This is a genomic window from Dellaglioa sp. CoH-57-MRSF-19 (assembly GCF_056781975.1).
Genome location: NZ_JBXAXW010000074.1, coordinates 1 through 610, shown reverse-complemented (window position 1 = coordinate 610; position 610 = coordinate 1). Strand labels below are relative to the sequence as shown.

2 protein-coding genes are annotated in these 610 nt (G+C 54.1%); both read left to right on the top strand.

The window, feature by feature from the left end; genetic code table 11:
• A partial coding sequence (locus AC1RO3_RS08280; protein WP_481763970.1) for a hypothetical protein occupies window positions 1-241 on the top strand: 241 nt, incomplete at its 5' end.
• Between the two features lie 2 nt (window positions 242-243).
• A complete protein-coding gene (locus tag AC1RO3_RS08275; RefSeq protein ID WP_353890731.1) occupies window positions 244-570 on the top strand; it encodes an HNH endonuclease in 327 nt (108 codons plus the stop codon).
• Window positions 571-610 lie beyond the last annotated feature (40 nt).

The window sequence follows — 610 nt, the reverse complement described above, 5'->3', positions numbered from 1 at the left end:
TCGCAGCCTTGGCGCTAGCCGCATCCGTTATTCTATGGGTCGGAATCATCTTTTCCATAAGAGCAACCCTATGGAAATAGGAGACGAGGCAGAAGTCACGATCCTTGTTCTTAACAAGCTGGGCTACAAGATGCGAGTAAACAAGGGTGTGTTGGATCGACCCACGTTCGCGTGTTCTGCACTGCATAACATCTGCATCCAGCGCATCGGTAACGATCTTCGAATTTTCTTCCGGGCCTAAACATGTTTGCGCGACGTACGAGAAGTGCACGACGCGGTAAGTCTGGTATGGGCTCGATACGTCGTGAGAATTACAACACGGTTAACGGCATGCAGACGCGCGCCGGTTGGTGGGAAATACGGGCCAAGGTTGTGGCACGCGATGGCAACAAGTGCCGGGCCATAGTGGGCGGCAAGCAATGCCTGCGCCCTGCTGTGGAAGTACACCACATAGTGCCTCTCTCACGGGGCGGCACCAACACGATGTCGAATCTCCTATCGCTGTGCAAAAGCTGCCACGACAAACGCCATAACCATCTGCATCGAGCGCGCGGCGCTCACAACCATTGAGGAATACACAATGCCTAACAGCAAGCTCCCAGAACTCATC